The organism is Acinetobacter sp. YH12156, assembly GCF_013418235.1.
Classification (GTDB): domain Bacteria; phylum Pseudomonadota; class Gammaproteobacteria; order Pseudomonadales; family Moraxellaceae; genus Acinetobacter; species Acinetobacter pseudolwoffii.
The window spans coordinates 42,745-66,460 of record NZ_VPCL01000002.1 but is presented as its reverse complement, the minus strand read 5'-3'; the positions used below and the strand labels follow the sequence as shown (position 1 = coordinate 66,460).

Sequence of the window (23,716 nt, the reverse complement as noted above, 5' to 3'; positions counted from 1 at the left end):
AAATTTAACCCAGTTCTTTGCTCATTTTTGCGCCATGACTACGCAGGAGTTCTAGCGTCTGTTTTTCTTCATCCAAGGCTTCTGACCAGTTAATTTCATCAAAATCACAATCGAAGAACAGGTCACTAATCGAAGATAAAATGGTCATGCCATCTTCATCTTTGCTATTTGGATCAACTTTTTCATCGAGTAAACGCTGCACGGCAGGTGCACATGCGGCACTTGCAGCATCCCATAATGGGCCATAAATTTCTTCTGCATCCCAGAGATGCAAATTCACTTTGGCCTGGATCAATTCTTCCAGAATTTGTAAATGTACAGCCAATCTTGCCTGTTTTTCTTCAGCTGAAAGTGGGGTGCCGGCTTCATATAACTCGCATACCTCTTCCCACCATTTAAATAAACCATCTGACCAGACCGAAATTACCGGGCCTTTGTCATGATCAATAAAATTTGGATTGAGTCCATCTGCCAAAAGCTGCTTTACCTGATCCAGATTTAATTCTTCGAGTGCTTGCACAAAAAGCTGTTGTTGCGCAGTTAACATGATGGAGCTCACTTTCATTCGTTTTCGACTATTATGCCGAATAACGTGCGGCTTTGTTGCGCTTCTCACTATTATATTTTTATTTCATACAAAAAAAGCCCCGCAGGGCTTTTTAAAATCGGTCAGCATTACTCGTCAATCTCTGCTGCAGTATCTGTATCTGCCAGTGCTAAGGCACCAGGACGAACATTGTCTTTTTTCTCAATCACATGTTCCAGACTGCGTTTTAGCCGGTCAATCGCACCACGAATGGCAGTATCCACATTGTGAGCGCGATGATTGACGACCACGGGTTTTAACCCTGCAGGACGCGCTTCTATCATGCAGCGAATATCATCATCACCGCCTTTGGCGCCATTTTCATCACTGAGATGGACTGAAAAATGAGTAATACGCTCACTATGGCGCTGGAATTCTTGATTTAATTCTTCACGTACATAATCAATTAAACGCTCGCTATTCTGAATGTGTTTATCTGTACGAAGTTCAATATTCATAAATTACCATCCTCAATCTTTGTAACTTTTTGAGTGCAAAAATTTTTATCTTGGCACGTTTGTAGCTTGCTGTTTCGCATCGCATTTCACTTCTTCAAATGATTGGAATTACACCCTCCACTTTGAATGATGAACACATTTTTGAGTCTGCAGAATCGTGTCCTTATATCTTGAATATCGGCTGTATCTGGGAAATATGCAAGTGATATTTTGGTTTTTTAGCAAAAGAATAATCCATTGTGACAACTGCTTACTCAGCTCAAAAATGCAGGATTTTTCAACTGGTAATTTCAAAACCTTTCACACGATTTAATTCGAAATAATTTTTTAGCCAGACCGATAAATCGCTTAAATAACACTCGACCAGAAAACCTAAAAAAGAGGAATTAAAAGTATTTTTTATCGAAATTAGCTCACTTTTATCTAATAATTTTTCTTATAAGATCTGCATCTAGTAAGCCTTACAGTCCTGAATAGATCATATGCTTTATCCTTATTTAGTTACTTTTGCAGAATCAGGAAAAATACCCCTTCGTCATTCTAAAATAACAACCTGCAAAAATGATTTTCAATTGAAATATAAGACCGTTCAATCTTACTTGAAGGGGCTGAGAACAGGCTTATAAAACGACGGTCATTTGAGATTTTAAAACTAATCTCATTACACAAACTGAACAAAGCTGTTCAGCCTCAGCCTAAAATTAATTGCCAAATAATCTGTACATTCCTTCTATACTTGTTTTTTAAGTTAATCATCCTGAATTGAAGTGATTTTATATTTTTAGTTATACATTCAGTCTTTTAAGGCGCTACATATTCAACTTTATTTAAAAAATAATGCTTTAGAAAAACATCAGCGAAAAACAATGAAAACTGAGGAAGATGATCGTCTGCATTCAACTCATGAGGACTGAAATATATTTAGGTCAGCGATCAATTTTAACTTTATTTTTACGCATTAATCTGTATGCTTACTCTGCTTTCTTGGGGGAGAGATTTAAATGAAATTGACACAACTCGCGGCACTTTGTGCATTGGCTACCACTGCAACATTTACCCAGGCAAAACCAATCTGGCAAGACTTTAGCCTGACCGGCCTTTATGGTGAAAACTATAAAGTACCTTCAACTCAAGATGAAAAAATTGAGCAAAGCACAGTTACTGCTGAATATGCCGCTGGTTTTAAATATGGCGATTTCTTTGCCTTTGCGGATCGTACCAACAATGATCCAAATGGTAACGAAACCTATTTTGAAGTTGCACCACGTTTAAGCCTTGGCGCGGTAACTGGCCAGAAACTTGAACTAGGCCCTATCACAGACATATTGATTGCAACGACTTGGGAAGGCAACAGTGCCAAGGGTAGTGATTTTAACAACTACCTATATGGTGTTGGTTTTAATTTAGCGATCCCTTATACCAACTATGCAACCATCAACTTCTATAAAGCCGACAATGATGGCAGTGAAGATGATTATCAAATGACGATCACTTACGCAGTCCCATTTAAAATTGGCGGTGAAGAGTTCTTGGCTGATGCATTCTTAGACTGGTCAACAGCTGAAAAGAATGGTCACGCAAGTGAGTTAAACTGGACATCTCAGTACAAATGGAATGTAGGCAAACACATTTCTCCAGAAACAAAATTGTATGTGGGTATTGAACATTCAGTTTGGAACAATAAATATGCCATTAAAGGCTTAGATCAAAATGATGTTAGTGCATTGGTTAAATACCATTTCTAATTGATGTATGATCAAAAGCAGAACTCCGGTTCTGCTTTTTTTTAAACTGTGATTTCAGATCAACCTTACCAGAACAAGAATATGCCTGATTTTGACATTCGACCTGCGACCGAACATGATCTTGAAACCATCCTCGAGATTTATAATCAAGAAGTGCTACATGGCACTGCGACCTGGAACAGAACAGCCTTTGATTTGAACTATTTTAAAATCTGGTTTAAGCAGTTGAAGAATCAAAATTTCCCGGTTTTTGTGGTTGAAGATAGACGAGATCAGCGTGTTGTTGGCTATGCCTGCTATGACCAGTTTCGTAGTATTCAAGGCTTTCAACACACGGTAGAACATTCAGTTTTTCTAAATCCGGATTATGCAGGACAAGGTCTGGGTTCTAGCTTATTAAAGCATTTAATTGAAGAGGCTCAAGCACAGCAATTGCATATCATGGTCGCAGCGATTGATTCAGAAAATATCTCGTCGATTCGCCTGCATGAAAAACTGGGCTTTGTGCAAAGTGCTTATATGCAGCAAGTTGGACAAAAGTTTGGTCAATGGCGCGATCTGGTGCTATTACAACTGAATTTGGAGCAGGCTGAAGTAACGGCTCTTTAAATCTCCTGTTATTTAGACCGGCTTCTCTTTTTTTAAACTGGTATCGAAACAGACACTCTATTTACTTCCAAAGCTGGCTATGTTTTATTCAGATCAAAGCCGTCCAGAGTAAAACAATGTATAAATCTCTATGTTGTATTGGTATTTTAACTTTAAGTACACTAACTTTTGCCGATTCAGATTTTGAAAAAGAACTTCGTACAAGCTGCAGCAAAGTGAAGAGCTACGCCAATAATGGCAAAAAATTCTATGATCAAAAACACTATCAACAGGCCATAGCACAATTTAAGCAACAAGCTGCCTGGTCATCTTTTTGTGAAATGAACCGGGATGAAGCTAAAACCTCTTTCTCTGAACAAGCCATTACAACAGCATTTAATAATGTGGGTTTAAGCTATAGCAAACTTGGCAAGCCTCAATGGGCACGTGCCTGGTTCTCCGTTTACCCCGATGCTAAAAGTAGTCAGTTTAATTTAAAACAGCTTCCTCCGCCTAAAAAGGACACTCAACTTGCAGGTACTTATGTACAGCATGCCGGTTTTGGTGCCTGGAGTACGCTGAAAATTGTCAAACAGCAGCAACATTATGCGATCGAATATGAAGGTCTCTATATGGGCTTACGCAGTTTGATTTATGGACCAAATCTAGGTGGATTTAATACCACGATGCCACTGAATAAAACACAGGCACAATATCGCTCTGAAGACTGCAAAATCGATATCTCTTTCGGCTTTGATGCCAAACTCGGAAGTCGTGCAGTGCTTAAGCAGAATAGTGGTGATTCAGGTTGTGGCTTTGGGCATAATGTTTCAGCGGCAGGAGTTTTCTTAAAAGTAGAGAATTAATCGGTTTCAGATATAAAAATGTCAGTGCTCAGATCGAAAAAATAGGGCTTAGATTCAAGCCAGCAAAAAGCCCGCAGTTGCGGGCTCTTGATCTAAAAAAGAGAGCTATTACACGATAATATCTGCCAGATTGCCTTTTTGCTCTAACCATTCCTTACGGTCACTGGCACGTTTTTTCGCAAGTAACTTGTCCAGTAAACCTGCGGTAAAATGACTATCATCCAAATCCAGCTGCACCAAACGGCGTGTATTTGGATCTAAGGTCGTTTCACGTAACTGGCTGGCATTCATCTCGCCCAGACCTTTGAATCGGGTAATTTGCGGATTTTTGCTTTTGCATTTTTTCAAAATACCATTGAGCTCGTCATCATCCAGGGCATAGTGCACGTCTTTGTTGTCATCAATCCGATACAAGGGCGGCATGGCAACGAATAAATGCCCTTCTTCCACCAAGGTCGGGAAATGCTTGACGAACAGGGCACAGAGCAAAGTTGCAATATGCAGACCGTCGGAATCGGCATCGGCCAGAATACAGATTTTGCCATAACGTAGCTCGGACAGGTCATCTGAACCCGGATCGACACCGATCGCAATCGCGATGTTATGTACTTCTTGCGATGCCAAAACTTCATCCGAAGAGACTTCCCAAGTGTTTAGAATTTTACCGCGAATGGGCATGATCGCCTGGAAGTTTTTATCACGCGCCTGTTTGGCAGAACCACCCGCAGAATCGCCTTCCACAATAAACAGTTCCGACTGATCCAGATCATGTCCAACACAGTCGGATAATTTACCCGGCAAGGTTGGACCGGCCACAATTTTTTTACGTTCTACTTTTTTCGCGGCTTTTAAACGGCGACCCGCTTTGGAAATGGCCATTTCAGCCAGTTGCATCGCGATATCAGAATTCTGGTTTAGCCAGAGTGCAAATGCATCTTTGGCAATATTCTGCACCGTACCTGAGGCTTCACGACTCGACAGACGCTCTTTGGTTTGTCCCGAGAACTGCGGCTCCTGGAATTTCAGCGACAGAATATAGTTGACACCATCCCAGACATCTTCCGCAGAGAGTTTCATATTACGCGGTAACAGATTACGCAGCTCACAGAATTCACGCATGGCATCGGTCACGCCTGAACGTAAACCATTGACATGGGTACCGCCCTGCGCGGTCGGAATCAGGTTGACATAGGACTCCTGAATGCTATCGCCGCCTTCTACATTCCAGCAAATCGCAAACTCGGCACTGGCACGCTCAGCGTCACCTGTTGCAACAAAAGCCGGTGCAGGAATGATTTCACGATCCTCAAGCTCATCCATCAAATAGTCGACCAGACCATTTTCAAACTGCCAGCTGATCTTTTCGTCATTGATCTGGTCAACATAATTGATCTGTAAGCCCGCAGCCAAAACCGCTTTGGCTTTGAGATTATGCTTTAAAGCTTTTAAGGCAAATTTGGGTGAATCGAAGTATTTGGTTTCAGGCCAGAAATGTACCGTAGTTCCCGAGGCACGTTTAGGCGCCTTGCCTGCCAGCACTTCAAGTGGAGCCGTCGGCTCACCATTTTCAAAGGCCATTTTATACAGGTTGCCCTGACGCTGAACTTCAACTTCTACACGGGTCGAAAGCGCATTGACGACTGAAATCCCCACGCCATGCAAACCACCGGAAAACTGGTAGTTATCGGTGCTGAACTTACCACCGGCATGCAGTTTGGTCATGATGATTTCAATACCACTTTGACCATATTCGGGATGAATATCGACTGGCATACCACGACCGTTATCTTCGACAGATAATGAACCATCTTTACAGACCGTGACGGTAATCTTGTTGGCATGTCCGGCCAAGGCCTCATCGACAGCATTATCAATCACTTCCTGCGCCAGATGGTTCGGACGAGAGGTATCGGTATACATGCCCGGACGACGACGTACCGGATCCAGACCAGATAAAACTTCAAGAGATTGAGCCGTATATTGAGACACGTTATTCGGTTTCCTTTTTTATGCAGTCCAACAAAAACTGTAAGAGCAGCGGAATTTTCTCCGCAAAATCATCCATCCCGTGACTGCCATTTGCTTCGGTCATCAGCATTGCAGGGGGACGCGCAGCACTATAATAACGATGTGCTTCACGATAATCCAAAACTTCATCGCCTTGTTGCAGCAGAACCAGCATTTTGTCTGCATCTTGTGCAACTGGCAGGGCCAATTGTTGCAGTTGCAGCAGATCTGCATCATCCAGACACCAGTTCGGATGCACCTGCAAAGGCAGTTGCTCGTCAAACAGTTCACGAAACAGTTGCCATGGTCGCATTGCCGGATTAATCAGTACAGCAGGCACAGCATGCTGTGCGACCAGATATGTCGCATAGAATCCGCCAAGACTGCTGCCCACCAGCGCCACATCTTGCATTGACTGAATCTGCTCGGAAAGCTGCTGAATCGCAGCCAGTGGCGACATATTTAAATCAGGCAAATGCACCTGAACCCCGGGGTATTTTGCACAGTAGTGTTGCAGCAATGTCCCCTTGATCGAGTAGGCATTACTTTTAAAGCCATGCAAATAAATAATATTCATGAACTACCAACAAAAAACCCATTCATCATCAAAATTTAATTTAAAAAATGTGAAGTACACTACAATATCAGACCCGTTAATTACTTAAATTGTCTGACAAAAAAGCCAGAAGTATTCTGTAATTCTCGCTATTTTAGAATGAAGGCCTCAATATCTGGAAACTCGACAAGAAAAAGAATTTATACCGCGAAGTTCTTTAAAAAGAAAGATGACAAATCATGCGGCTCATTGAAAGGACAGCATCAGATGCCAAGTTTGACACCGTTACATGAAACCTATTGTCGCTGGGACCGAACCCCACCGAGTCAGGCCGATGTACTGGAAGGTCTGGCGCAGCTGGTGACGACGCGCTTTAACGACGTTATTCAGGAACTGATCAAGAGTATTCAGCGTGAAATTTTAATGAGTATTTTTGGTTTAAGTGAGAATAATTCACAAAAAATTCAGAATATTCCGTCGATTGCCCGGCTCTATCAAATGTCCTATGACATGCTGTTTCATTATGGCAATACCCTGATTGCACCCGGTCTACGCCAGATTATTGAACGTTTTCCCAAACTGCATAATAAGCCGCTGACGCCTTCCTTGCATTTTCTGGTCAGTGCCTTAAATGGCATTATTGGGGATTATCTGCTGAAATATCAAAACCCTTTGGCCTTGCCCATGGTGATCTATGATCATTATGGCTCATTGCAAAATGGTGAGCTGAGCGGACGGATTACCCTGTTTGTACATGGCTTATGCATGAACCATTTAGACTGGTCAAATCGCAAATATGAAGGGATTGGAGAAAAATTACTGGCCCAGCGCGACCGCAATACCATGCTGTATCTGAATTACAATACCGGTCGGCGAATTTCAGCCAATGGCCGCAGTCTGGCCAATACCTTGCAGGATCTGGTCGCTCGCAATCCGAGAATTACCAGTATTGACCTGATCGGGCATAGCATGGGGGGTCTAGTCTCTCGTAGTGCGCTGTTTTATGGCAAGCAGAATATGTATGGCTGGATCAATATGGTGGAGAATCTGGTCTGTCTCGGCTCACCACATCATGGTGCTGTACTGGAACGTTTTGGGTTTAGCTTGCAGGACAAACTTGGACATTTCCCGCTGATCCGGCTGATTGGTCATCTGGTCAATATTCGCAGTAATGGGATTCTGGATTTACGCCATGGCAGCGTCCGTGATGATGACTGGGAGCATAATGCGCTTCGGATCGGCTTTATGGATGACAACCGTAAACCTGCCCCGATCCCGTCGCATATCGACACCTATCTGGTTGCGGGTACGATCGAATTTGAAAACCGCAAAAACAAGACCCTGCACGTGATTGGCGACTATCTGGTCAGTATCAAAAGCGCTTTGGGCGAGCATCCCAATCCGCGTTTCCAGCTCAAAGTTCCGGATGCCCACAAGGCTATTTTCTATGGCTTGAACCATTTCGAGATTCAATATCATCCGCTGGTCGCCGAACAGGTGGCACGCTGGTTCTATCCAAGTGTAGAAGATGAAGCCTTTGATCAAATTCGTGAATATACAATTGATCTGGAAAGTCTGGAAGGTATTGCCCTGACTTAACTTTCAGCGCATTAACAAGCCCTCAATTGAGGGCTTGTTAATGCGAACTTATTAATATTTATCTCTGAGCCGTTTAACCGGTGCAGTTTTATATTTGCGCAGCAGTTGCCATAGACTGACCAGCAATAAAATACTAAAGAAGATCAGAGACCAGACCGGCAAAGATTGCCCCAAGAAAGTCCAGTCAATGGTGGCACACTCGCCAGAACCATTGAGTACCTGTTGCAATACCGACTGCATTGGCAAGGTTTCCAGCCAGTATTCCAGGCCAGGACCACAGCTCGGCACCTGATCCGGTGGCAGATTCTGTAACCAGACATGCCGGGCAGCAACGCCCACAGACCATAAAATACTCAGCGAACCTAGCAAGGCATAGAGCCGCTTCATGATATTGGATTTAGGGTTATGCAGACATGCGATGAGTGAGATGATCCCCAGTCCAATTAATCCCACACGCTGAAACACACAGAGTGGACAAGGCGCCAGGCCCTGTACATGCTCAAGATATAAAGCAAATGCCATTCCAATGACAGCAGCCAAAAATAACATACCACTCACGAAGCGATAACCCCATTGCATGGTGAATCCTCTTACTTTTTATCGATATTGAGCTAAATAATCAGCAAAACTGACGCTGCTATCTTGCTCGAGTTGCTGTTGTTGCTGCAATGACTTTTGTGACATTTCTTCAAAATAAGCCAGTGTTTCCGGGCTAAGCTGGTGTGCTTCATAAACACTGCTATGTTGCTGAGCCAGATGCTGGCCAAAGTGCCACATACTGCCTTGAGTGCGTGTATCGCCCACCACCAGGGCAGATAAAGTTGCATCAACTTCATCGACCCGGATCTGCATCATCTTCATGGCATTGCTATACAGGTCGGTTGCATAGGTCTGATTGAGCAGCTCGGCCAGAGGCTGCATGCGTTGCAGATGTATGGCACACCAGTCTTCAATCGGATAGCATTGACCATCTGCCAGAATTGCAGCATTCGGCGCACGGCCACGATTTACCACTTCGGTCTGATTCTGCTCAATGATCTCCTGCTCCTCACCGAAAAGTGCTGGACTGTCCTGCAATAAACAATACAAGGCCACCACTTCCAGGAAGCCGGCGGTGTCTTCATTGATGCCAATCGGGCTATATGGATTGACATCGACTGCCCGCAGCTCGACATAGGCAATCCCGCGATTTTCCAGGGCTTGAGATGGGGTTTCACCCTCTTGTGGCACCTGCTTCGGACGTACCAGACTATAATATTCATTTTCGATTTGCAGCACATGATCATTGATCTGAGTCGGCTGGCCATCTGCTGCATTCAGTCCAAGACGACTAAAGGGTTTATACGGCGTTTTGACTGCTTTTTGCAGTCCTTCTAGATAGTCTTGCAAGTTATTATAGTGAATGCCGAGCTGTTTCTGGGCTGAGTTCTGGTAGCCAAATCGTCCCATACGCAATGCTGTCGCATAAGGGGTATACAGGGTGCCTTTTACCAAGGGCAATAGATGATGATCACGACCGGTCATAAAGCACTGGCAGACTGCCGGACTGGCACCGACCAGGAACATCACCAGTGGGGTCAGACGAATAAAGTTACGGATCAGCCCCATATAGCGGTGACTGCGATAATCCTGCAGGCTTAAGTCCTTGAGTGCTTCATCCTGCTCCTGCTGCTGTAAGGCTTCGAACAGATGATCCGGGAAAGACAGGTTATAATGCACCCCTGAAATCGTCTGCATACGGCGACCATAACGCACCCCCAAGCCATGACGATACAAGGTTTTAAATAAGCCGATATTCGAGCTGCCATACTGCGCCAACGGAATACTTTCATCGCGGCTATCCAGCATGCAGGGCATCGACATCGGCCAGAGTTTTTCCTCATTTTCCAGATGACGATGCACAATCGCGTGAATATCAGTGAGATAGTCCAAGGCTTTTTTGATCGTGTCCTGCGGCGGCGTAATGAACTCCATTAAGGCTTCAGAATAGTCTGTGGTGATATGTGGATGAGTCAAGGCTGAACCCAAGGCACGCGGATGCCCTGCCTGTGACAGGAAACCATCACTCTGCATACGTAAGCTTTCACGCTCAATACCACGCAGCATGCCTTTGATGAGTGACGACTCTACCCAGGTCGGTAACACATTTGGGGAAGTCGGTTCAGGTTGACTCATTACAATCTCGCTTAAAGGGGCTAAACTATTAAATTAAAATCATCAGTTTAATCAGTATAACGTGATTTCTGGCCGGCACATGATAGGCTGTCTAGTTTTCAGGCAAACTATTGATTTTTAATTTGGCAATTTTTTAACACAAACTTCCCCTATAAGACATGTGAAATTTGTGATTTTATAATTAAATGAGCAGAGGCAAACAATAAAGCATATGAATTATCAAGATTTTTTAGACTTCTGGTTTTCCCCGGCCGCAGAACCGAACTGGTTTGTTAAAAGCGCAGCCTTTGATGCCTTACTGGCTGAAAAGTTTAGCGTCTTGCATCGGCAGGCTGCACAAGGCGAATTATGGACCTGGCGAGAAGCGCCAGCAGGCCGGGTGGCCGAAATCATTATCCTGGATCAGTTATCCCGTAATTTATATCGCAATGATCCACGTGCTTTTGCTCAAGATGGTATGGCTTTGGTCCTGGCGCAGGAAATGATCCAGCTAAAACTCGATCAAGCGCTTGATCCAGTCTACCGCCGTTTTTTATACATGCCCTTTATGCACAGTGAGTCAGCACGTATCCATGAAGTGGCATTGCAACTGTTTGAAGCGCTGGATAATCCAACTGTGTTGGACTATGAGCTAAGACATAAAGTGATTATTGACCGTTTCGGACGTTATCCGCATCGAAACCAGCTTTTAGGCCGGGAATCGACAGCGGAAGAATTAACTTTCCTGACCCAGCCAGACAGTAGTTTTTAAGAGTTTTTAAGCTCCGCTATCTGGACTGGATCATTGCATCAGGAGATCGAACATGAAATATACCCTCTGCGGGCTGGCTCTCATTGCGGTACTGGGTCTGAGTGGCTGTGCAACGACACCCTCAAAGCCTTTAAGCTTTGATCAGTTGGGCCGCTACAGTACCACGCCCCTCAACAGCAACACCTATCGGATTGGGTTTCAGGCCCGGCCCAATATGAGCTTTGGCACGGCTGAGGAAATTACCCTGCTCAAAGCCGCGCAGACCACTGTGCAAAATGGCTTTCAGTTCTTTAGAGTGCTGAATGATCCAAGTAATCGTACCCAGCAACCGCCACGTCAGGCGATCGTCTATCCGGCACCGAGCTATTATCCATATGGTTATTACCGTCGCTATCCGGGGTTCTGGCCAGACCCGTTCTATGACCGTCCTTATACTGTCACCCTGGATCCTGCTCAGGTGGCCTATACCATTGAATGCTTCAAAGCTGGTCAGGCACCTAGTGATGCTTTTGATGCGCGCTTGATTTTACAGTCACTTGGGGCTAAATATGGTCTAAGTCCATCCGGCGCAGTGCTGCAACCGCAACCGGCCAATCCCTCTTGACAGGATGATCTATGCAGACAGAGCCTATCTCACCGAGCTTACAACGCAGTAAACGTTTTGCGACCATCGCGCTAGTGGTCGCGGTACTGATCTGGTTGGCACTCATGCTTGCTGCCAAGCTGCTGCCCGAATATGTCTGGCTGATTCATATCCTGATGCTCTCTGCAGAAGCCGGTGTGGTCGGTGGTCTGGCTGACTGGTATGCGATTACCGTACTGTTCCGTAATCCTTTTGGCCGCTTGCCGATCCCGAAATTTTTACGTGACCATACCGAAATCATTCCCCGCAACAAGGCCCGTATTGCAGAGTCAATGGGCCGTTTTGTGCAGGAAAATTTTCTCTCTCCGCAAATTGTACAGCGCAGTCTGGCCAGTACCGACCTGAGTCTGGCCGCGGGGCGCTGGCTGGCGAATCCGCAGAATAATGCCCAGGTCACCCAGGTGATCCAGCAAACCGTGCCTAAAGTTTTCGAATTTGTCGGGCAGGAACAGATTGCCGGATTTATCCAGAATAATAGCGTGCAATGGGTCAAGAACACCCAGATCAATACCCTGGCCAGCGAGATGCTGCGCGCCGTACTCGAAAATGATTTTCATCAGGATGTACTGCAACGCGGCCTAGACGTGGTACATGCCTGGATGAGCTCACATCCTGAAGAAACCCGGGAACTGACCCGCAACCTGTTCAAGGAAATGGGAGTCTGGAAACTGGCCAAAGGCGCGAGCTGGATTGGAATTGATGTACAGCAACGCAGTATTGATTCTGTCATTCAGAGGGTTGAAGCGATGCTGGCCGACCCGGATCATCCTTGGCGGCTTAAAATTGAGGAAACTGGACATCACTGGATGTTGCAACTGGCCGACAACCACAGTGAAGCCAGCCAGCGTCTGAATGAAACCAAGGATGCCTTGCTCGATAGCCCGCAGGTGCTGAATTTTATCAGTGGTGCCGTGGTGATTTTATGTGATGCCATTAAAGAGGATTTGCAAAAACCGGATTCCGGTATTGCCGAGAATCTCAGAATTGCGATTCAGCAGGTCGGAGAAAATATTATCTCGAATGCTTCGGTACGTGAGCTGCTGAATAAACGTCTTAGCGGGATCGCGGTGGATCTGAGTGATCAGTACAGTGAAAAAGTGATTCGTTTCATTAGCGAGCGCATTCACGAATGGGATTCGAGCGAGATGATTGACAAGATTGAAAATGAAGTTGGCGGCGACCTGCATATGATCCGGGTCAATGGGGTCGTGGTGGGTGCCTGTATCGGTCTGGTGCTCGGGATCATCCGGGCGGCGGTAGAGCATTTAATTTAAAGATGACACTATTCGCCCCATAGAGCCCGACTTTTAAAATGCCCAAGAATTGACTCTAGCCAGATCAAATTTAAAAAATGATCATTTGGGTGGCTGAGATCCGGACATATCGACCAATAGCCCAGTGAATTTGCGCACGAACGGCAATAAGGTCACCACAATCGGAAAAGCAATCGCCCAGGAAATCATCCAGTTATGAAACCAGAGTGCCATAAATCCATCAATCCAGCCTAAATTGCGCAGCATATTGATCATGGAAATGATGCCACTCATCAGACCAGACAAGATAAACGGCACAATAATCAGTGCCCATTTCGCCGGAAGTTTAGGAATATTGCCAATAATGGTCGGATGTTGTTGCGAATCCACGGACTGCTCTTTTTCTATATTTTAAGATCACTAATATAAGCCAAATTTTATACTTCTGAAGGTGCATTTTTATTAAAATTGATGTTATTTTCACCCGATTGATCACATTCTCCCAAAGACCAGATTGTAAAAAATCTGTGGAGTGATCGTATAATTTTTATTCCCTAGAAATGCTTTTACCTAAAGAGCATGAAATTTGCTATATTTGCTGTTTTTCTGCGACATTTATTTTCGACTGATTATGAACACGGCAATCCAAGCAGCTCTAGAACATGCAGTGCAATCCCTTCAAGCTGAAGGTGTCCTCCCATCTGACTGGAAAAACAGCAGTAGTTTGACGCGTACCAAAGACCGAACACACGGTGATTTCGCCTCAAATATCGCGATGATTGCCTCTAAAGCTGCGGGTATGAAGCCGCGTGATTTAGCAGAAAAAATGCTTGCTGTTCTTCCTGAAGTGGCAGATATCAGCAAAGCGGAAATCGCAGGTCCTGGTTTTATTAACTTCTTCCTCAATGCAGACCAGCGCTTTGTGGTACTCGATCAAATTCAAGCACAGCAAGATGCTTATGGTCGCACCCAGGTCAATGCGGACAAACGCATTCAGGTTGAATTTGTCTCTGCCAATCCGACCTCTAGCCTGCACGTGGGTCATGGTCGTGGTGCCGCGTATGGCATGACCGTTGCCAATCTTTTAGAGGCGACTGGTGCCAAAGTAGATCGCGAATACTATGTCAATGATGCTGGCCGTCAAATGGACATTTTGGCCACTTCAACTTACCTGCGTTATTTAGAGTTAAATGGTCAGGAACTGGTCTTCCCGAAAAATGCTTACCAAGGCGACTATGTCAAAGAAATCGCGCAAAGCATTATTGACCAGGATGGCGATGCTTATGTCCGCCCGGTTGCGGATGTGTATAAAGATGTACCGGAAGATGTGCAATTCGCTGCTGAACTGGATGCAGATGGCAACAAAGTGGTGGTGTCTGGCGACAAAGAAAAGCACATTGATGGTTTGATCTTTAATTCTCAGGCCTTGATTGGTACAGGCTATCGTGTCTTCCTACAGGCAGCACTCAAAGCGATTCTGGACGATATTAAAGATGACCTGGGCGAGTTTGGTGTCACTTTCAATCAATGGTTCAGCGAAGAATCATTAACCGAAAAAATTGAAGAAGCCTTACAGACCCTAGATCAGCGCGGTTTCCTGTACGAAAAAGATGGCAATATCTGGTTCAAGTCGACTGAATTTGGTGATGAAAAAGACCGTGTGGTGAAACGCCGTAACGGCCAGACTACCTACTTTGCCTCTGACATTGCCTATCACCTGAATAAATTACAACGTGGCTATACCGATATTATTGATATCTGGGGTTCAGACCACCACGGTTATATCGCACGTGTAAAAGCAGCGATTGATGCGATGGGCTATGACTCGAAGAAATTAACAGTGCTTCTGGTTCAGTTTGTCAGCCTGTGGCGCGGTGGCGAGATGGTACAAATGTCATCTCGTTCAGGTCAGTTCGTGACCTTGCGTGATCTGCGTAAAGAAGTCGGCAACGATGCTGCACGTTTCTACTATGTGATGCGTAAATCTGAACAACACATCGATTTCGATCTAGACTTAGCGGTGTCGCAAAGCAAAGACAACGCTGTATATTACATCCAGTATGCGCATGCCCGAATCTGCCGTATGTTAGAAAAAGCGGCCTCTACAGGCGTGAATTTTGACGCTGCGGCAGCGCGTACTCTGGCGGCCCGACTCGAGCTGGATGCTGAAACTGAAGTTCTGGCTAAACTGGCTGCCTATCCAGAAATTCTGGTGCGTGCTGCAAACAGCCATGAGCCACATCAAATCGGCAACTACCTGAAAGAGCTGGCAGCCTTGTTCCACGGCTGGTACAACGACAATAAAGTACTCGGTGATGATGCTGAACTGACTCAGGCGCGTTTACTGTTATCAGTGAACGTACGTCAGGTATTGCGTAATGGCTTAGAACTTTTAGGTGTGTCTGCGCCTGAGAGCATGTAAGCAAAGCACCGCTTTGCATGCTCGCAAGGCGAAAGCTTCGCTTGAGTAAGCATGTATAGATTGTTTTGCATGCTCGCAAGACAAAAGCTCTACTCGAAGCCACAACGAAAACTGTTGTTTTAGCTGTTCAGAAAATACCTGGCTAGATTCTGCCAGCTATTTGAAAAAATAGTTCAAGTATAAATCTGGTGTGCAGTTTGATCTAAATAATGACATTTGGATCTTAATCACATAGGATGAAATAATAGTCAGGCATAACCACTGTTATGCCTTTTCTATGAGGCAACCCGATATAGAGGAAATCCCAAGTGTTTGGAAAAACGCAACGCGGTGTATCTGAAAGACCGAATAAGCCTAAAAAGCCACTGATTCCGACCTGGCTCGGCACACTCGTGATCATTTTAATCGTGTTGAGTTTTTTAATGGCACTGATGTTGTGGAAGCCATGGGAACCGGTTAAGCCTAAAACTCAAACGACTGCAGCATCTGTCCAGGAAGAAGACACCAATAAGGATTACCGTTTTTACGATTTGTTGCCACAACAACAAGTAACTCCGATTCCTGAACAGGCGGTACCTGAAGCTAAAAGACAGGATACTGTGGTGATTGTAGAAGCACCTCGACCTGAAGTTCCTGAAGCTGCAGCAAGCACCGAACCTGGCTTGGAAGTCAGCGAAGCACCGGTTACAGCTCCGGTCAGCTATATTCTACAAGTACGCAGCTTTGATGATCCGGATCAGGCCGATGCCCGCCGTGCGGAAATTATTCTGAATGGCCTGTCTGCTGATGTGGTCAGAAGCGTAGAAAATGGCAAAGTCTGGTATCGCGTGGTCTCAGGCCCTTATGACTCGGCTGATGCGGCACTGATTGCCCAGCAGACCTTGCAACACAGTGGCATTGATTCGATTGTGGTGAAGCGCTAAAGATTTAAATAAAAAAAGCGCCTGATGGCGCTTTTTTTGTATCCTTCCCCCTTTGGAAAAGGGTGAAGAGCATTGCTCCGCAAGGGAGGATTTATATCATTCAGGATTAATCCCCCTCGATCCCCCTTTGAAAAAGGGGGAGGATACAAGAGGCTAAAATCTTTAAACCGTATGCCCCAATGCTTCACCCATATTCACCAAAGAATTGGCCTTGAAAGCGGCATCCCACTGCATTTTATTTTCTTCAAATAAAATCACTGCAGTTGAACCGAGGTAGAACCGGCCCAGTTCCGCACCTTTTTCCAGGAACAGATCATGCTGGTTTAACTCGATCCGACCAGAAGGTTTAACCTTGCCAGTAGCCACCGTTTCAATACCAGCGACAATCATTGCACCAACCAAGACCACGGCCATACGGCCAATTTCAGTATCAAACAGGCAGACCATGCGTTCATTGCGGGCAAACAGACCCGGAATGTTTTCTGCTGTGACCTGATTGACCGAGAACAGCTCGCCCGGTACATACAAAGTTTCAGTCAAAGTCCCTGCAAATGGCATATGCACACGGTGATAATCACGTGGTGACAAATATACTGTCGCAAACTCGCCATTTTTGAAGGGTTCAGCCAGTTGCGGGTCAGCAATCAGCGCTTCTACAGTAAATTTTTGACCTTTGGCCTGAAACACATCGCCATTTTCAATTTTACCCAGCTGGGAAATCGCCCCATCCGCAGGTGAAACAATGCTGCTGGCATCTGGATCAACTGCACGAATCCCTTGTTTCAGGGCACGGGTAAAGAATTCATTAAATGATTTGAATTTCAAGGCATTGGCCTGTTCAGCAATCGACATATCAATGCCGTACTGTGCCTTAAAGGCAGTAATTACAGCCGTTTTGATAATCGGGTTTTCGCTGGCAGCAATTTTGCCGACCACACGAGACAGGCGATGTTGCGGTACTAATCGTTGAGCTTTAATAAAAAACTGTTGTTTTAAACGTGATGTGATGCTCAAGATGGCACCTCCCCTGTAGCGATTGGACTATTGAGGCGATTGCCCCATTCACTCCACGCACCATCATAGGCTCGAATTTTCCAGCCCAGTAAACGGCCCAGAATATAGGCCAAACCTGAGCGATGATGGGACTGGCAGTACACCACAACCGGCTGAGTCAAATCAAAGCCCAGTTGTTCCAGACGCTGCTGAGTACGTGGTAAAGGCTGCAATTTTAAATGATTTTGCCGGTTAAGTGCAGTACTCCATTCAAAATGACGTGCTCCCGGAATATGACCGCCGCGGCGCGCTGCCAGACGCAGGCCAGTATATTCATCTTCAGTGCGGCAATCCCACAGTTGAACTTGTTCATTTTCAATGAGCTGGTGTAATTCATCATAGTCAATCTGAAACTCTGATTTTTGCTCGAGATTGACAGGAACTAAATGACTCACCGGGCTAAATATTTCCTGATCGGACGAGGTTGGCAAACCTGCACCTAGCCAGGCATGAATCCCGCCATTCAATAGACTGGTATTTTCAAAACCCAGACAATGCAGATTCCAGAGTAAACGCCCGGCCCACGCCCCGCCCTCATCATCATAGGCCACCACATGATGCTCAGGCGAAATATTCAGATAAGCAATGAGGGCCTGCAAGCCTTCTACATCCGGCAATAGCCCCATCGTATGCTCTTCCTGACGAACCAGCAGCTTGGGTTGTAAATGCAGGGCATGTGGAATATGCAACTGCTCATACACAGAAGCCCGGCTGAGGTCGACAATACGAAGTTTTTCATGGCCCAAATAGGGAACTAAATCTTCTGCCTCGATCAGCAGACCAAAATTAAAAGCTGAAGCTGTCATCGTTATCATGGCTATGATGGGTCAAATTGTTTTGATCTTAGCACAGCTCATTTTTACACTTATGCGGTTTCCTTTAAGATGATTAGCAGGATTTTAGATAAGTCATGCTAAAAAGCCATCTTGTATAAAAAAACCGCCCCTGTAGCGAAGCGGTTTTTAAAATTACTCATGTCTAAAATGTGCTTAAGCAGGTTCAGTGATCTCGAAAACCTGACGCAAATAAGCCAGGAAAGTATCATTATCAGTCATGGTTTTGCCTGGACTGTCCGAAATTTTTGCCACCGACTGACGGTTACATTCCACCAGTTTCAATACGATATTTAAGGGGGTTTGGCCCATGTCGTTGGTCAGGTTGGTGCCAATCCCGAAACTGACCTGAAAACGGTCTTTAAAGTATTGATGCAGTTTCCAGGCTTTTTCCAGATTCAGACCATCACTGAAAGTCAGCATTTTGGTTTTGCTGTCAATTTTCAGTTTTTTATAATGTGCATAGGCCTTGTCACCCCAAACATAGGGATCACCACTGTCATGACGCAGGCCGTCAAACAGTTTGGCAAAATACAGGTCAAAATCACGCAGGAAAGCATCCATACCGACCACATCAGTCAGGGCAATACCTAAATCACCACGATATTCCTGTACCCAGGTTTCCAGCGCAGATTTCTGGAAATTACGCAGACGCACGTCAAGCGCCTGAAATGCTTGCAGGAATTCATGCGCCATGGTGCCAATCGGGGTAATTCCCAATTCTTTCGCCAATAACACATTACTGGTACCACGGAAGACATGTGGTGCAGCCTTGTTGAATTCTTCTACCACATGCTTTTGCCATTCGAAACTATAACGGCGACGTGTCCCAAAATCCGACACTAAAAATGGCGGATCATGTGGATGTTGCGATGCATCGTATTCTTTTAATAATTGTATTTTCGCCTGTAAACGGCGCTCACCTTCAGCCAGCACTTCAGGACTACGGATCCGGCTAAAATACAGTTCATTGACAATTGCCAGTACGAAGATTTCAAACATCATCGCCTGAACCATCGGGCCTTCAACTTTAATGTCTAAACGACCTTCGCTATCGATACTGGCCTGAATAAAACGGCGTTTCAGTTGAAACAGTTCCAGATAATCGACGAAATCGCTCTTGATAAAACGCAGACTTCTTAAATATTGCAACTCGTCTTCTTTAAAGTTGAGCTGACACAACAGATCAAGTTGATGATTGAGATCATCCAGAATATCCGTCAGTGGATAGACTGTATCTTCCAGATTACGACAACGAAAATGGTAGACACTATGCGTTTGCGGAAACTTGTGTAATACCACTTGTAACATGGTGAATTTGTACAAGTCAGTATCTAACAGGGAACGGATAATTGGAGCCATAACTAAGGAAATATCGCTGTGCTTATCTCAACATTAAAGCATAAAATTTTATGCAATATTGCAGGATTTACGTACAGCTAGCTGAATTCGCGACAAAAGTATCAGAGTATAAGGGGTTTTATTTCGGCAACTGGCCTGGGGTTTTCCCCTGTTCTTGAATAATTTTCTGCAGCTGTTTTTCCTGACCAATCACCTTGGCAAATTCGGCTGTGGTCTTTTGCCCGGTCTGCTTGGCTTGGGCATCACAGTCGACCTGACGCAGCTGTTTGGCAATCGCAAGTTCCATTTTAAACAGTGCCCCCATCAATGCGGTATTGCCTTTATTGTCGCGGGCGCAGCGATCAGCACCATGATTGAGCAAGGTCGTCACAATAGTTTGATGACCATAATAGGTCGCCATCATCAGTGGGGTAAAACCGGCACTATTGCGTACATCAACCGGAAAACCATACTTTAGAAATTCATGAATCACTTCGTGATTGCCGGTTTTGGCTGCGGCAAAAAACAATGCAACTAATTCCTGTTGTGAGCTCATCTGAACATTTTCCACAGTTTTAGCGGGGGAGGAGATCTCCTTGGCGGTGGCCACGTTTGCGAACATGGAACCTATCGCGAGAATACTGGCTAAAACTGCATGCTGCATAGCTTTCATGATGAACTCCAACAGAAATCAAATAGAGACATGAATCGAAAATGATTCTATTCAGATTAGATAAGATGAGTAAAACGGAGTGCCTGTAGAACTCCCCCTAGGGTGCAGGAAAGGTTTGGAGTTCTACAGGACTTTGCGGAGGTGAATTCTTAAACCCTAGTCACCAATCCTGATCGACCAATCGAAATCAGTCTTTGAGTTGTGCTGCTTTGGCTTTGACCGTTGCGATGTTGCCCTTCACCGCTTTGGTCATACGTGTACCGTAGTCGGCATCTGCCTTGTAGAAATAAGACAACATGATGTGCTTGGTTTCTGAATCTTTTACTGCACCTAAATCCGCAGCCAGGTTCATAATCAGGTCATCTTTCTCTTTGGCAGTATACGAGCGGTACAGCTCACCTGCCTGCTTGAAGTTCTGCTCTTTCACACCGATTTGCTGTACATGACCCGATAATGGTGTTTGTACCGCACGTGCTTTTGCAGTTGCAGCTTTTGGCTCTTTGCGGCTTGGCTCATAGTTCACATCCGAGTCACGCTCAGACACGTTCATATAACCTTCCTGGTTGTTGTTATTTACAGCAACCACTGGACGGTTCACCGGAATTTGCTGGTGATTCACACCCAGACGGTACATTTGCGTATCTGAGTAAGAGAAGATACGGCCTTGTAGCAGACGGTCTTCCGATGGCTCAATACCCGGAACTAGATTACCTGGTGCAAATGCCGACTGTTCAGTCTCATTGAAGAAGTTCTTTGGCATGCGGTTCAGGGTCAATGTCCCCACTTTCACTTCTGGAACTAAGTCAGTTGGCCAGATCTTGGTGGGATCAAGTGGATCAAAATCAAACTTGCCGAGATCTTTTGGATCCAGTACCTGGATATGCAGATCCCATTTCGGGAAGTTGCCGGCATAAATGTTGTTATAAAGATCATTGGTCAAGTGATTGAAGTCTTTGCCCTGTTGCACGGCAGCTTCTTTCACATTCAAACCCTTCACGCCTTGTTGCGAGCGGAAGTTGAATTTCACATATTTGTATTCGCCCTTGTCGTTATATAGCTTGTAAGCATGTACACCGAAACCGTCCTGTTCGCGGTAGCTGGTGGGCACACCTTGTTTGCCGTACACATAAGTCAGCATGTTGGTAGCCCATGGCTGGCTCGACAGGAAGTCAAATACACGGTTGGCATCTTGTACGTTTGTCACCGGGCTTGGCTTCATTGCATGAATGAAGTCCGGGAATTTGATCGCATCACGGATGAAGAATACCGGTGTCTGGTTACCGACCAGATCCCAATTCCCTTCTTGAGTATAGAACTTGATCGCGAAACCGTGCGGGTCACGCAGGGTTTCCGGTGAACCTTTACCATGAATTACCGTAGACATACGTACAAAAACTGGAGTTTTAGTACCGGTCTTGAATAGAGAAGCAATTGTTAAGTCAGACAGGTCTTTAGTTGCAACGAATTCACCATAAGCCCCTGTACCACGCGCATGTACCACACGCTCCGGAATACGCTCACGACCAAAACGTTGTAGTTTTTGTACCAATTGAACGTCTTGAAGCAAGACTGAACCATTTGGGCCTGCTGTGATTGAGTTCTGGTTATCACCGACTGGCGCACCATTGTCTTTAGTTAGAGGAGCAGCTTGTGTGGCTGTGACAGTTGCAAGCATTGCAACCAGTAATGAACGCTTAAACATTTCTAAATCTCTCAATTTATTACCTTTCCTGCAGGTGCTAAGATATATAAAAACTAAAAATTGTTAAAACAGATTATTTTTATCACTTCAATCGTTTTAATGAATTTATAAAAATTAATCAATTGATTTTCAAATATTTAAAACTCATAAAAATTAGCATCTGATACTGCTTCAGGTTTTATTCTTGCTACAATCACGCCCATCTATCGTTATCAGTCAATATGTAAAATGCGTGCCTTATTACAAAGAGTTTTAGAAGCTAAAGTCGTGGTCGAGGGTGAAACCACTGGCGAAATAAATAAAGGAATTCTGGTTTTTCTGGGTCTGGGCAAGGACGACAATCTGGAAAAAGGTAAAAAGCTGATTGATAAGATATTGAAATACCGATTCTTTGATGATGAACAAGGCAAAATGGGCTGGAATGTCGGTCAGGCCGGAGGCAGTTTACTGCTGGTTTCGCAATTTACCCTAATGGCGCAAACCCAAAAAGGTTTACGTCCAGATTTTGGCCCTGCCATGCCACCTGCTGCTGCAAAAGAGCTGTATGAGCAACTGGTTGACTATGCAAAGTCACAATTTAAACATGTACAAACTGGTATTTTTGCAGCGGATATGAAAGTACATTTGATCAATGATGGGCCGGTGACGTTTAATTTAGAAGTTGAATAGCGACATTATTTTCCACATTAAAAAGCCCTCAGATTCAGTAATCGAGATCAGGCAGGAAACTGTCTGGTTTTTTATTATTGTTATTCATAATGATATGGGGTAGCTGGAAACCTCATCCCCAACGGTCTGGGGCATCAGGTGTATTGTACCGCAAGATTAGAAAATAATTGTTTCTGCAAAAGATTTAAAAAATTAAGGAGCTTAGATCTAAACTCCCTAACTGACTGGCATTACCCAGATTGAAACTGGCTGAATCCTGCCCTCAGCCCTCCTTGAAAAAGGAGAGGAAGTCAGGAGCAGAGTTTTATTTACCCGTTTTTTCTTTAATAAACGCCCGGGCAAATTTAATTTTTTCTTTGACCGGTTTGGGCAATTTGGGTGGAATCATCTTCGCCACCTGGTTAAACCAGACCAGCAGGCCAAAGTCACCTTCCATTTTGATGGTGCCATTTTGCATACCGGTCATGAATGCTGTCGGGTCACCTTTGACCAAGGTCTTTACACCCTGTTCACTATCAGCAAACTGCAATACAAAATCTGCTTTCTCTGCATCACCTGAAACCGTCTCAATCTGGCCATTATTGACAATGATCTGACGTGCCATACCTTCATCTGTGCCAATCTGGATCCGGAATTGACGCTCATGTACCAGTTCAATAAATTTTGGGCTGGTACGTGCCAATTGCTTCATACGTAAAGCCAGACCCGCGACCAACAAGTCCAGTGGATCGGTACTCATATCAATAAGAGGAAGTTTTAACACAGGAATGGACGACAGTTTCATGGAGGATGCCTATTCTAATTGTACGAAAATTGACAAATATCCTAGCATAATTCTTGGCTAGGTTGATTAAGCAGTTTGTATCATATTTC

Annotated in this window: 23 protein-coding genes; 10 read left to right on the top strand and 13 right to left on the bottom strand. The window is 44.9% G+C overall.

Going from position 1 to position 23,716, the window contains the following annotated elements:
* Positions 1 to 4: 4 nt before the first annotated feature.
* Together FTU87_RS03295 and FTU87_RS03290 are read right to left on the bottom strand one after the other, a co-directional pair.
* A complete protein-coding gene (locus tag FTU87_RS03295) occupies positions 5 to 547 on the bottom strand; it encodes a hypothetical protein (protein WP_005094976.1) in 543 nt (180 codons plus the stop codon).
* A 128-nt stretch (positions 548 to 675) separates the two neighbouring features.
* Complete coding sequence (locus tag FTU87_RS03290) at positions 676 to 1,044, bottom strand: HPF/RaiA family ribosome-associated protein (RefSeq protein ID WP_005094974.1); 369 nt, start codon at positions 1,042 to 1,044, stop codon at positions 676 to 678.
* Between the two features lie 1,001 nt (positions 1,045 to 2,045).
* Between FTU87_RS03290 and FTU87_RS03285 the strand changes: the two genes are divergently transcribed.
* The 3 genes from FTU87_RS03285 (at position 2,046) to FTU87_RS03275 (ending at position 4,243) form a co-directional block, all read left to right on the top strand.
* A complete protein-coding gene (locus tag FTU87_RS03285; RefSeq protein WP_180001027.1) occupies positions 2,046 to 2,789 on the top strand; it encodes an outer membrane protein OmpK in 744 nt (247 codons plus the stop codon).
* 81 nt (positions 2,790 to 2,870) lie between these two features.
* On the top strand, positions 2,871 to 3,398 hold the full coding sequence (locus tag FTU87_RS03280; RefSeq protein ID WP_180001028.1) for a GNAT family N-acetyltransferase: 528 nt from the start codon (positions 2,871 to 2,873) through the stop codon (positions 3,396 to 3,398).
* Positions 3,399 to 3,514: 116 nt separating this feature from the next.
* The gene (locus FTU87_RS03275; protein ID WP_100356993.1) at positions 3,515 to 4,243 is read left to right on the top strand and encodes a hypothetical protein; all 729 of its coding nucleotides are present in this window, start codon (positions 3,515 to 3,517) and stop codon (positions 4,241 to 4,243) included.
* A 108-nt stretch (positions 4,244 to 4,351) separates the two neighbouring features.
* On the opposite strand, the gene parE is transcribed toward FTU87_RS03275, so the two are convergent.
* Both parE and FTU87_RS03265 read right to left on the bottom strand, forming a co-directional pair.
* Positions 4,352 to 6,232 (bottom strand): DNA topoisomerase IV subunit B, encoded by a 1,881-nt coding sequence (gene parE, locus FTU87_RS03270; RefSeq protein ID WP_100534542.1) that lies wholly within the window; start codon positions 6,230 to 6,232, stop codon positions 4,352 to 4,354.
* Between the two features lies 1 nt (position 6,233).
* Positions 6,234 to 6,827: a YqiA/YcfP family alpha/beta fold hydrolase gene (locus FTU87_RS03265; protein WP_180001029.1), complete on the bottom strand. Its 594-nt coding sequence runs from the start codon at positions 6,825 to 6,827 to the stop codon at positions 6,234 to 6,236.
* A gap of 246 nt (positions 6,828 to 7,073) precedes the next feature.
* Between FTU87_RS03265 and FTU87_RS03260 the strand changes: the two genes are divergently transcribed.
* The gene (locus FTU87_RS03260; protein WP_005173301.1) at positions 7,074 to 8,405 is read left to right on the top strand and encodes a hypothetical protein; all 1,332 of its coding nucleotides are present in this window, start codon (positions 7,074 to 7,076) and stop codon (positions 8,403 to 8,405) included.
* 51 nt (positions 8,406 to 8,456) lie between these two features.
* On the opposite strand, the gene FTU87_RS03255 is transcribed toward FTU87_RS03260, so the two are convergent.
* The gene (locus tag FTU87_RS03255; RefSeq protein WP_005094960.1) at positions 8,457 to 8,984 is read right to left on the bottom strand and encodes a disulfide bond formation protein B; all 528 of its coding nucleotides are present in this window, start codon (positions 8,982 to 8,984) and stop codon (positions 8,457 to 8,459) included.
* An 18-nt stretch (positions 8,985 to 9,002) separates the two neighbouring features.
* Positions 9,003 to 10,580: a glutamate--cysteine ligase gene (gshA, locus tag FTU87_RS03250; protein WP_180001031.1), complete on the bottom strand. Its 1,578-nt coding sequence runs from the start codon at positions 10,578 to 10,580 to the stop codon at positions 9,003 to 9,005.
* A gap of 211 nt (positions 10,581 to 10,791) precedes the next feature.
* Between gshA and FTU87_RS03245 the strand changes: the two genes are divergently transcribed.
* Genes FTU87_RS03245 through FTU87_RS03235 form a run of 3 tightly spaced genes read left to right on the top strand, consistent with a single transcriptional unit; the run spans position 10,792 to position 13,248 of the window.
* The gene (locus FTU87_RS03245; protein ID WP_180001032.1) at positions 10,792 to 11,331 is read left to right on the top strand and encodes a DUF924 family protein; all 540 of its coding nucleotides are present in this window, start codon (positions 10,792 to 10,794) and stop codon (positions 11,329 to 11,331) included.
* 52 nt (positions 11,332 to 11,383) lie between these two features.
* A complete protein-coding gene (locus tag FTU87_RS03240) occupies positions 11,384 to 11,935 on the top strand; it encodes a hypothetical protein (protein WP_180001033.1) in 552 nt (183 codons plus the stop codon).
* Between the two features lie 11 nt (positions 11,936 to 11,946).
* Entirely contained in the window at positions 11,947 to 13,248 is a 1,302-nt protein-coding gene (locus FTU87_RS03235; RefSeq protein WP_180096675.1) for a DUF445 domain-containing protein, read from the top strand.
* Between the two features lie 81 nt (positions 13,249 to 13,329).
* On the opposite strand, the gene FTU87_RS03230 is transcribed toward FTU87_RS03235, so the two are convergent.
* The gene (locus tag FTU87_RS03230) at positions 13,330 to 13,617 is read right to left on the bottom strand and encodes a DUF2798 domain-containing protein (RefSeq protein ID WP_180001035.1); all 288 of its coding nucleotides are present in this window, start codon (positions 13,615 to 13,617) and stop codon (positions 13,330 to 13,332) included.
* A gap of 241 nt (positions 13,618 to 13,858) precedes the next feature.
* Here FTU87_RS03230 and argS point away from each other — a divergent pair, with 241 nt between their 5' ends.
* Both argS and FTU87_RS03220 read left to right on the top strand, forming a co-directional pair.
* Entirely contained in the window at positions 13,859 to 15,649 is a 1,791-nt protein-coding gene (gene argS / locus FTU87_RS03225) for an arginine--tRNA ligase (RefSeq protein WP_180001036.1), read from the top strand.
* Positions 15,650 to 15,957: 308 nt separating this feature from the next.
* The gene (locus FTU87_RS03220) at positions 15,958 to 16,572 is read left to right on the top strand and encodes an SPOR domain-containing protein (RefSeq protein WP_074383835.1); all 615 of its coding nucleotides are present in this window, start codon (positions 15,958 to 15,960) and stop codon (positions 16,570 to 16,572) included.
* 162 nt (positions 16,573 to 16,734) lie between these two features.
* Here FTU87_RS03220 and asd read toward each other — a convergent pair whose 3' ends face one another.
* The 5 genes from asd to FTU87_RS03195 form a co-directional block, all read right to left on the bottom strand.
* Positions 16,735 to 17,586, bottom strand: a complete 852-nt coding sequence (gene asd, locus FTU87_RS03215) for an archaetidylserine decarboxylase (RefSeq protein ID WP_180001037.1) — start codon at positions 17,584 to 17,586, stop codon at positions 16,735 to 16,737.
* Positions 17,583 to 18,431, bottom strand: coding sequence for a sulfurtransferase (locus FTU87_RS03210; protein WP_180001038.1), 849 nt, complete (start codon positions 18,429 to 18,431; stop codon positions 17,583 to 17,585). Before FTU87_RS03210 ends, asd begins: the two co-directional genes overlap by 4 nt.
* A 183-nt stretch (positions 18,432 to 18,614) precedes the next feature.
* Entirely contained in the window at positions 18,615 to 19,820 is a 1,206-nt protein-coding gene (pncB, locus tag FTU87_RS03205; protein WP_074383833.1) for a nicotinate phosphoribosyltransferase, read from the bottom strand.
* Positions 19,821 to 19,938: 118 nt separating this feature from the next.
* Positions 19,939 to 20,472: an ankyrin repeat domain-containing protein gene (locus FTU87_RS03200; protein ID WP_180001039.1), complete on the bottom strand. Its 534-nt coding sequence runs from the start codon at positions 20,470 to 20,472 to the stop codon at positions 19,939 to 19,941.
* A gap of 187 nt (positions 20,473 to 20,659) precedes the next feature.
* Positions 20,660 to 22,174 (bottom strand): catalase, encoded by a 1,515-nt coding sequence (locus tag FTU87_RS03195; RefSeq protein ID WP_100534549.1) that lies wholly within the window; start codon positions 22,172 to 22,174, stop codon positions 20,660 to 20,662.
* Positions 22,175 to 22,402: 228 nt separating this feature from the next.
* Between FTU87_RS03195 and dtd the strand changes: the two genes are divergently transcribed.
* On the top strand, positions 22,403 to 22,843 hold the full coding sequence (gene dtd, locus FTU87_RS03190; protein ID WP_180001040.1) for a D-aminoacyl-tRNA deacylase: 441 nt from the start codon (positions 22,403 to 22,405) through the stop codon (positions 22,841 to 22,843).
* A gap of 304 nt (positions 22,844 to 23,147) precedes the next feature.
* Here the strand turns inward: dtd and FTU87_RS03185 are convergent, their stop codons facing one another.
* Positions 23,148 to 23,627 carry an SCP2 sterol-binding domain-containing protein gene (locus FTU87_RS03185; RefSeq protein ID WP_180001041.1) on the bottom strand — a complete coding sequence of 160 codons (480 nt, stop codon included), beginning with the start codon at positions 23,625 to 23,627 and terminating at the stop codon, positions 23,148 to 23,150.
* Positions 23,628 to 23,716: the final 89 nt, after the last annotated feature.